Genomic DNA, 8,021 nt, shown 5'->3' on the forward strand with positions numbered 1-8,021 from the left:
CGTTTTATGGAGGACATTCTACAGCTTCCTCCCCGTTTGGTTTATGCTCGTTGTTTATCGCTTGATCAAGTAGGGACTTAAGTAGACAATTCCTGCACTAACACCAAGCGCAATGGAAAATGCAGTCAAAACATTGATAGCATCTTTGAAAACGAAATTAGTCATTAGATTAATAGAGAAAATAAACACAAAGTATAGTAAAAATCTAATATGCCGCTTTTTCAATATTTTACCTCCTTTCCATTAATTATTCATATACAGTCTACCATGCTATAGATAACGTTTGCTTGAGGAATGATATAAAAAAACGGATTGCAGCCTCAATGGTTGCAATCCGCCTAACAATTGTCTTACTTATTTTCCTTCTTAACAGAAGCAACCTGCACAATCTGTCCGTCTTTCGCTTCATCTACAACAGCGCTGCCAGTTGATTGTCGGTTCGTATTTTTTAATGCCATCGGATCAACTTCAATTTTATGATCTTTAGATGTCAGCAATACGAATTCTTCGTCATCTTTTACAGCTTTCATTGCCACAATTCGATGTGGATTTGACTTTAGTTCTTTAATAACCGTCACGCCTCTGTTCGCTCGTGATGCGGTTTCAAACTCTGAAATATTCATTCGCTTGACAGATCCTCGCTGTGTCGCGAGGAAGACATTTCTTGTCTGCTCCGTAATGACTTCAAACGCTGCCAGTTCATCTTCAGGCTTCAAATGAATGCCTCTGACGCCGCCGGTGCGTATGCCGGTAATCGCCAGTTCAGATAAGCCGAAACGCAGTGAATATGCCTGTTTGCTGACTAATAACACATCTTCTTCACCAGTAACGACTTGTGCACCTATCAATGTTTCACCTTTTTTAACATTCATTGCTTTATATGAGCGGTTATAGCGTTGTACTTGGAAATCAGTCAGTTTGGATAACTTCACATTACCATTTGACGCTGCTGTTAATACACTCAGGTTTTCGTCAAATGTCTCGATACCGATGACGTCCACCAGTTCTTCGTTTGGCTCAAGGCCCACAATACTCGATACATGCTGACCTAAATCACGCCAGCGGATGTCAGGAAGCTCGTGGACAGGCTGATAGATATAATTTCCGAACGATGTGAACAGCAGGAGATGATGCTGCGTATTCATCGCAGATTCCAATAAATAATAATCGGATTCTTTCATTTCCTGGCCAACACCGTTAGACGCCGAATAAGAGCGCATGCTTGTACGTTTAATATAGCCGCCTTTTGTAACGGATACCATAACTTCCTCACTAGGAATTAAAATATCCAGGTCCACTTTCAGCTCTTCAATCTTTTCAACGATTACGGAACGGCGCGGCTCCGCAAACTGTTTACGGATTGCCTTAATCTCCTTCACGAGCACAGCAATTAATTTCGACTCGCTTGCCAGGATTTCTTCCAGTTCAGCTATCAACTTACGCAGCTCTTCTTCTTCTTGTTTCAATTCTGTAATATCCGTGTTTGTTAGTCTATATAACTGCAAGGAAACAATGGCTTCTGCCTGAACTTCCGTAAATTCATACGCCGAGATCAAATTTTGCTTCGCATCTTTTTTGTCTTTTGATGCTCGGATAGTCTTGATCACTTCATCGAGAATAGACAAAGCTTTCATTAAGCCGTCAACGATATGCAGGCGGTCTTTAGCCTTGCGGATATCGAAATTAGAACGTCTGGTAATGACATCTTTCTGATGATCGATATACGCATCAAGCAGCATCGGGAGTGACATAAGCATCGGCCGTCTGCCTGCAATAGCAATCATGTTGAAGTTATACGTAATCTGAAGATCGGTGTTCTTTAATAAATATTGCATGATGGCATGGCTGTCCATATCTTTCTTCAACTCTACGACAATCCGCATACCCGTACGGTCCGATTCATCCCGAATTTCAGCAATCGCATCCAATTTACGATCATGACGCAGCTCATCCATTTTTTTGACTAAGTTGGCTTTATTCACATCATATGGAATCTCCGTAATAACGATTTGGGTTTTACCGGCTTTTAGCTGCTCTGTTTCCCACTTTGCACGAATTACAAAACGTCCCTTGCCTGTTTCATAAGCGGTTTTAATACCATCGGTTCCTTGAATAATGGCTCCAGTCGGAAAATCCGGCCCCGGAATGACCGTCATCAATTCTTCCACGCTAACATCCGGGTTTTTCAGGCGCATTAAAACGGCATCAATCACCTCATGCAGTGCGTGAGGCGGGATGTCCGTTGCATATCCTGCTGAAATACCCGTTGATCCATTGACTAACAGGTTCGGGAAGCGTCCAGGCAATACCGCCGGCTCGAGTTCTGTATCATCAAAGTTCGGTGCAAAATCCACCGTTTCTTTACGGATATCACGCAGCATCTCGCTAGCGATTGCAGATAAACGAGCTTCCGTGTAACGCATAGCAGCCGCGGAGTCTCCATCGACCGATCCATTGTTTCCGTGCATGTCAATCATTTCATGGCGCAGTTTCCAAGATTGGCTCATCCGCACCATTGCATCATAAACAGATGTATCACCGTGCGGGTGATAGTTACCGATAACGTTACCGACTGTTTTAGCAGATTTACGGAACGCTTTCTCATGTGTATTTCCTTCATGGAACATCGCATACAAAATCCGGCGCTGAACCGGCTTTAAACCGTCACGAGCATCCGGAATTGCACGGTCTTGAATAATGTACTTACTGTACCGCCCAAAACGGTCGCCGATCACTTCTTCTAAGGGAAGATCTTGAAAAGTTTCTGAATGGGTCATTTCATATCCCCCTCAACCTGTATAAATGCATTATCTAAAATATTATGTTCTTCAATTAAGCCAAAATCGACATTTTCTTCAATCCATCTCCGGCGCGGTTCGACTTTATCCCCCATCAATGTCGTCACACGGCGCTCTGATTTAGCACCGTCTTCAATCGTTACACGAATTAGGGTACGTGTTTCAGGATTCATCGTCGTTTCCCATAATTGATCGGCATTCATTTCTCCAAGTCCTTTATAGCGCTGGAGCATATAGCCTTTACCGATTTTCTGCATCGCTTCATCCAGATCATTTTCTGTCCAGGCATATGCGAGCTTTTCGCTTTTTCCGGAACCTTTAAACACTTTGAACAGCGGCGGAAGTGCAATATATACTTTACCTGCCTCAATCAAAGGTTTCATATAGCGGTAAAAGAATGTCAACAGTAATACTTGAATATGTGCACCGTCTGTATCGGCATCTGTCATGATGATGATCTTGTCATATGCAGCATTTTCTATTTGGAAATCTGCACCAACACCCGCACCGATCGCATGAATGATCGTATTGATCTCTTCATTTTTCATGATGTCTTCGAGTTTGGCTTTTTCCGTATTAATGACCTTACCTCGCAACGGCAGGATCGCTTGGAATGTCCGGTCGCGCCCTTGCTTTGCAGATCCGCCCGCCGAGTCACCTTCGACCAGATATAATTCGTTTTTCGCGGCATTTCGTGATTGTGCCGGTGTCAATTTCCCAGACAGCAATGTATCCGATTTGCGTCGCTTTTTACCGGAACGCGCATCTTCTCTTGCTTTTCGGGCTGCTTCGCGTGCTTGATGGGCACGAATTGCTTTACGTACAAGATTCGCGCTTAGTTCCGCATTTTCTTCTAGGAAATACAGCAATTTTTGAGAGACAACTGCATCTGTGATCGTACGTGCTTCACTGGTACCAAGCTTGCCTTTCGTCTGTCCTTCAAACTGCAGAATTCCCTCTGGTATACGCACAGAAACGATCGCAGCGATTCCTTCCCGGATATCCGCTCCGTCCAAGTTCTTATCTTTTTCCTTCAACAAGCCTGCTTTACGTGCATATTCATTCACAACGCGCGTCATCGCAGCTTTCGCACCGGTTTCATGCGTTCCTCCATCTTTCGTCCGGACATTATTGACGAATGAAAGAATCGTTTCCGCATAGCCGTCACTGAATTGGAAAGCAAATTCGACTTCAATACCATCTATTTCGCCTTCTAGATACGCTACTTCATGCAGGACGTCCTTCTCTTCGTTCAAATACTCGATAAACGCTTCAATACCTGATTCGTAATGGAAAACATCTTTTTTATCGGTACCCTCTTCTTGCAGAACAATTTTTAAGCCTTTCAAAAGAAACGCAGACTCACGTAATCTTTCAGCTAGTGTGTCGTATTGATATTTAATCGTTGAAAAGATTGTGCGATCCGGTTTGAAATGAATGATTGTGCCCGTTTCTTTCGTTGTGCCAATCTGTTCAAGCGTCGTAGCAGGATGTCCGCCGTTCTCAAAACGCTGACGGAATTTCTTGCCGTCACGAAAAATTGTTACTTCTAGCCATTCTGATAAAGCGTTAACAACAGATGCACCTACACCGTGCAGACCGCCGGATGTTTTATAACCGCCCTGTCCAAACTTTCCACCTGCGTGTAATACAGTCAAAATGACTTCTGCAGTCGGCTTTCCTGACTGGTGCTTTCCTGTCGGCATACCCCGTCCGTAATCGCGGACACTGACACTGCCGTCGGAATGAATCGTCACATCGATCTCTGATCCGAAGCCTGCTAATGCCTCATCCACAGAGTTGTCGACTATTTCATAAACCAAGTGATGCAGCCCGCGGCTATCCGTCGAACCTATATACATACCCGGTCTTTTGCGTACGGCTTCTAAGCCTTCTAAAATTTGAATGGAACTATCATCATACGTATTTTGAATTTTCTCTTTCGCCAAAATGAAACCCCCGTCAAACAAATGTTCTCTTAATTTAATCATACCTCTTCTGATAAATGCTGTCAAATCAACGTTTTCTTGCAGTCAACTTATTGTATAGAAGAAATCTCAGGATTGCAATGCAGAAAAGATGACAACCTAATGAACGACAACTTCCGACATTTCGATTAACTGTCTTAGCTACGGCTTGTGTAAAACTGTTATTGTTCCAAACTTACTCTTCTGCTAAACTTAATGCAAACAAGTAATCATGCAAAAGGGGTTCATTATGGAAACTTATTTAATCATTCTGGCGGCCTACCTACTTGGTTCGATTCCCTCTGCGTTATGGATCGGGAAACTCTTTTATCATACAGACGTCAGAGAGCACGGTAGCGGAAATATGGGCGCGACCAATACGTTTCGTGTGCTAGGGAAAAAAGCAGGAATCGTCGTCACGCTGCTCGATATTCTTAAAGGTACAGCAGCTGTTCTGCTGCCGTTTCTTCCTTATTTTCAAGACAACATGATACATCCACTGTTACTCGGGATTGCAGCAGTTCTCGGCCATATCTTCCCTCTTTTCGCAAACCTTAGAGGCGGGAAGGCAGTGGCTACTTCCGGCGGTGTTTTACTCGGATATAATTGGCCAGTCTTCCTTTTGGTCGTCATTACCTTTTTAATCGCATTAAAGCTGACAAAGATGGTATCTTTAACTTCTATCATCGTTTCGGTGCTCGGGCCTATTTACTGCCTGATCTATTATTTACTAACAGGTGATTTGTACTTATTCCTAGTTGTTTCACTAATGGGCTTTTTCATTTTTTATCGGCACAGAGCCAATATTACCCGTATAAAAGATGGAACAGAACCAAAAATAAAATGGCTGTAGGCTGTTTTAGGAGAAAGGGCGTTTTACTTCATGAACATCAGCGTATCCGAAAACGCAGAACACTGGTTTAAAGATGAAATGGAAGCTTTATCAGGTGATTATGTAAAGTTTTTTGCACGTTATGGCGGTCCAAGTCCGCTTCATGAAGGTTTTTCATTAGGCATCACGAAGGAAACACCTGATGAAATAGCCGTGGAAACTGTTATTAACGGCATCCACTTTTATATTGAAGAACGTGATATTTGGTTTTTTGATGACCATGACTTGCAGGTGGATACCGACCCCGCGAGTGAAGAATTAGCATTCAAATACAACAAGCAATCCTAACAGAACAGCACACTAAACGGCAAGAATAACTCAAAGGTTATTCTTGCCGTTTTTAAATCGAAACAACTGGTCCAGACGCTTTTCTGCCTTCAAAATTTCCTCTTGCCGTTCTCCCAGCAGATCAAAATGCGGATACTGCTCTCTTGCATGAATCCATTCAGGACGCAACCCATACTGTTTTCCCCAACTAGTCAGCTTCTCCATGTCACTGCATCCTGCTTTTGTGACCGTATTGATCCCTGGAAATCGATCATCAAGCCAATAATGCGTCAAGAACGCGATCTCTCCCTGACTGACTGCCTCTTTCCAGGCCTGCAACTCCTGTCGCTTAATACCGAATGCCATCAGGTTTCGCTCCGCTGGATTTCAGCATACTTCGCATCCCATTGAGGATCGATTTTGCTCAATGAAACAGGTCGAAAACTCTCTTTTTTCACTAGAACGTGTTCGGATACAGCCGTCGCTGCGATAGAACCATCGGCATGGAGAATCTCATAGCCATATACTGTACGCAGCTTGCCGTGCGATTCTACCCATGTCCGCACAGTGACGGTCTCTCCATATGTAATTGATGTCTTATACTTCACAGACAGCTCGGTAACCGGCGATAAATAGCCGTCCTTCTCTAGTTGTGCGTAATGAAAACCCAGATCCTGAATAAGCGATGTCCGTCCAATCTCCATCCAAACTAAATAGTTTGCGTGGTAGACAACACCCATCTGATCGGTTTCTGCGTAACGTACTTCAATTTCTTTTTCACTTGTAAACATTTTTATTCACCTCTTTATCCAGTATAGCGAACGAAAAATGACTTTGCTTGTAATAGCATGTCAATCATAGAAAAAGATGCCCAACAAAGTCAGTCGGACATCTTTTTCTTACATGATAATTATTTTGTTTTCAACTTGTCACGAAGAACCATTTGCAGGATTCCGCCATGACGGTAGTAGTCGATTTCAACTTCAGAGTCGAAACGTGCTAGAACTTCAAATTCAGTTTCCTTGCCGTCTGGAGCTTTCGCAATTACTTTAAGGATTGAACGTGGTTTTACGCCTTCAGCGATATTAACACAGATTTCTTCCTCACCAGTTAAGCCTAGAGACTCAACGTTTTCGCCATTGATGAATTGTAGTGGAAGTACACCCATCATCACTAGGTTCGAACGGTGGATACGTTCAAAGCTTTCTACGATAACTGTTTTGATTCCAAGCAAGTTTGTACCCTTTGCTGCCCAGTCACGTGAAGATCCCATTCCGTAGTCTTTACCGCCAAGGATAGCCAGGCCAGTTCCGTCCTGCTGATATTTCATAGCAGCATCATAGATCGGCATAACTTCTTTAGTCGGCCAGTACGTAGTGAACCCACCTTCAGTACCAGCTGCGATTTGGTTACGGATACGGATATTCGCAAACGTTCCGCGCATCATGACTTCGTGGTTACCACGGCGTGATCCGTAAGAGTTAAAGTTACGTGGCTCAACGCCATTTTCACGCAAATAGATTCCAGCAGGTGTGTTCAAACCAATCGCTCCAGCAGGTGAGATATGGTCAGTCGTGATAGAATCGCCGAACTTACCGATTACACGCAAGCCTTGAAGCTGCTCGATATCCGTTGGTTCTTTCGAAAGATTTTCGAAGAACGGTGGATTTTGTATATAAGTAGATGACTCGTCGAAATCATATAAAGAATCATCAGTTGTTTCAATTGCATTCCACGCTTCGTTTTCTGTGAATACGCGGGCATATTCTTTACGGAACAATTCAGGAGTAACTGTAGCGTTCAATACATCGTTAACTTCTTGAGTAGAAGGCCAGATATCTTTGAAGAATACGTCGTTACCATCTTTGTCTTGTCCGATTGCATCTTTAGCGAAGTCGATATTCACTGTTCCAGCTAGTGCATAAGCAACAACGAGTGGAGGTGAAGCCAAGTAGTTCGCTTTAACGAATGGGTGTACGCGTCCTTCGAAGTTACGGTTACCTGAAAGTACAGATGTAACTAGAAGATCTTCGTCGCCGATTGTCTTTTCGATTTCCGGAAGTAATGGACCCGAGTTACCGATACATGTCGTACAAC

At 43.4% G+C, this 8,021-nt stretch carries 7 protein-coding genes; 2 read left to right on the plus strand and 5 right to left on the minus strand.

All coding sequences use genetic code 11. The features are described from left to right. Nucleotides 1-350 precede the first annotated feature (350 nt). Both parC and parE read right to left on the minus strand, forming a co-directional pair. Complete coding sequence (parC, locus tag Q1J64_RS12045; RefSeq protein WP_301109320.1) at nt 351-2,777, minus strand: DNA topoisomerase IV subunit A; 2,427 nt, start codon at nt 2,775-2,777, stop codon at nt 351-353. Beyond that, a complete protein-coding gene (gene parE, locus Q1J64_RS12050; RefSeq protein ID WP_301109321.1) occupies nt 2,774-4,789 on the minus strand; it encodes a DNA topoisomerase IV subunit B in 2,016 nt (671 codons plus the stop codon). The genes parC and parE overlap by 4 nt, the downstream gene beginning before the upstream one ends. A 226-nt stretch (nt 4,790-5,015) precedes the next feature. On the opposite strand from parE, the gene plsY reads away from it, so the two are divergent. Next, the gene (gene plsY / locus Q1J64_RS12055) at nt 5,016-5,618 is read left to right on the plus strand and encodes a glycerol-3-phosphate 1-O-acyltransferase PlsY (RefSeq protein ID WP_301109322.1); all 603 of its coding nucleotides are present in this window, start codon (nt 5,016-5,018) and stop codon (nt 5,616-5,618) included. Nucleotides 5,619-5,648: 30 nt separating this feature from the next. Continuing rightward, on the plus strand, nt 5,649-5,945 hold the full coding sequence (locus Q1J64_RS12060) for a HesB/YadR/YfhF family protein (RefSeq protein WP_301109323.1): 297 nt from the start codon (nt 5,649-5,651) through the stop codon (nt 5,943-5,945). Between the two features lie 30 nt (nt 5,946-5,975). On the opposite strand, the gene Q1J64_RS12065 is transcribed toward Q1J64_RS12060, so the two are convergent. The 3 genes from Q1J64_RS12065 to Q1J64_RS12075 form a co-directional block, all read right to left on the minus strand. After that, nucleotides 5,976-6,290: a hypothetical protein gene (locus tag Q1J64_RS12065; protein ID WP_301109325.1), complete on the minus strand. Its 315-nt coding sequence runs from the start codon at nt 6,288-6,290 to the stop codon at nt 5,976-5,978. Beyond that, entirely contained in the window at nt 6,290-6,715 is a 426-nt protein-coding gene (locus tag Q1J64_RS12070) for an acyl-CoA thioesterase (RefSeq protein WP_301109326.1), read from the minus strand. Before Q1J64_RS12070 ends, Q1J64_RS12065 begins: the two co-directional genes overlap by 1 nt. 119 nt (nt 6,716-6,834) lie before the next feature. Further along, nucleotides 6,835-8,021: aconitase family protein (locus Q1J64_RS12075; RefSeq protein WP_301109327.1), on the minus strand; the 1,187-nt coding region annotated here is incomplete at its 5' end.

The sequence above is a fragment of the Sporosarcina sp. genome (genome assembly GCF_029257255.1).
Lineage (GTDB): Bacteria > Bacillota > Bacilli > Bacillales_A > Planococcaceae > Sporosarcina.

Bases quoted from the DNA above. Each gene is read 5' to 3' on its own strand.
- parE (WP_301109321.1), bottom strand. From the start codon at position 4,789: ATGATTAAATTAAGAGAACATTTGTTTGACGGGGGTTTCATTTTGGCG.
- parC (WP_301109320.1), bottom strand. From the start codon at position 2,777: ATGACCCATTCAGAAACTTTTCAAGATCTTCCCTTAGAAGAAGTGATC.
- Q1J64_RS12070 (WP_301109326.1), bottom strand. From the start codon at position 6,715: ATGTTTACAAGTGAAAAAGAAATTGAAGTACGTTACGCAGAAACCGAT.
- Q1J64_RS12060 (WP_301109323.1), top strand. From the start codon at position 5,649: ATGAACATCAGCGTATCCGAAAACGCAGAACACTGGTTTAAAGATGAA.
- plsY (WP_301109322.1), top strand. From the start codon at position 5,016: ATGGAAACTTATTTAATCATTCTGGCGGCCTACCTACTTGGTTCGATT.
- Q1J64_RS12065 (WP_301109325.1), bottom strand. From the start codon at position 6,290: ATGGCATTCGGTATTAAGCGACAGGAGTTGCAGGCCTGGAAAGAGGCA.